The sequence below is a fragment of the Pseudomonas sp. EA_5y_Pfl2_R50 genome (genome assembly GCF_963970475.1).
Taxonomy (GTDB): Bacteria; Pseudomonadota; Gammaproteobacteria; order Pseudomonadales; family Pseudomonadaceae; genus Aquipseudomonas.
This window is the reverse complement of sequence record NZ_CAXAPT010000247.1, coordinates 1-255: the sequence shown is the minus strand read 5'-3', so window position 1 is coordinate 255 and position 255 is coordinate 1. Positions and strand designations below refer to the sequence as shown.

Below are 255 nucleotides of genomic sequence, written 5' to 3'. Positions count from 1 at the left end.
CCCGGCCTACCGTTTGCGTCAGTTCAGGCTCGGATTGCATAAGATCATGCAGCTTGCGGGTGCCCAACCGGGGCATTTCAAGGCGTGCCTCCAGCACAAACCCCAGCACCTTTTGCGCATGGCTAGCTTGCGCGTCGTAAGCTCGATTGCGCTTGTAATACGCTTGCCGTGAGATGCCCAGAAACTGGCAAGCCCTGGTAACACTCAGGCCTTCGATTTGCCCTTGGATGAGGACTTGCCGGATCGCTTTTTTAC

The 255-nt window shown here is 56.5% G+C and carries 1 pseudogene; it reads right to left on the bottom strand.

The features are described from left to right. Positions 1 to 255, bottom strand: a pseudogene (locus tag AACY19_RS27665) (IS3 family transposase); the annotation flags it as partial.